Source organism: Acuticoccus kandeliae (assembly GCF_003073115.1).
Genome location: NZ_QBBV01000154.1, coordinates 1 through 314 on the forward strand (window position 1 = coordinate 1; position 314 = coordinate 314).

A 314-nucleotide genomic window follows, 5' to 3' on the forward strand; every position below is an offset into this window, starting at 1 on the left:
CGACGCGCTCGACGAGGGTCTTGGGATCATCGCCGAGTCCGTCCGCACCGTCATCGGGAGCTGATACCCACATGATCGTCCGCACCATCGACGAGATCACCGGAACCGAGCGGGACGTCGAGTCCGAGAACGGCCAGTGGCGCAGCAAGCGGATCGTGCTCGCCAACGACAAGGTCGGCTTCTCGGTCCACGAGACCACCCTGCAGGCCGGGACGATCAACGACTTCTGGTACGCGAACCACATCGAGGCCGTCTTCATCACCGAAGGTGAGGGCGAGCTCTACGACAAGGACAACGACGTCACGTACCAGCTC

The 314-nt window shown here is 63.1% G+C and carries 1 protein-coding gene; it reads left to right on the plus strand.

Annotation, left to right across the window (positions count from 1 at the left end):
• Positions 1-71 precede the first annotated feature (71 nt).
• Positions 72-314: ectoine synthase (locus tag DBV35_RS29735; protein WP_205648966.1), on the plus strand; the 243-nt coding region annotated here is incomplete at its 3' end.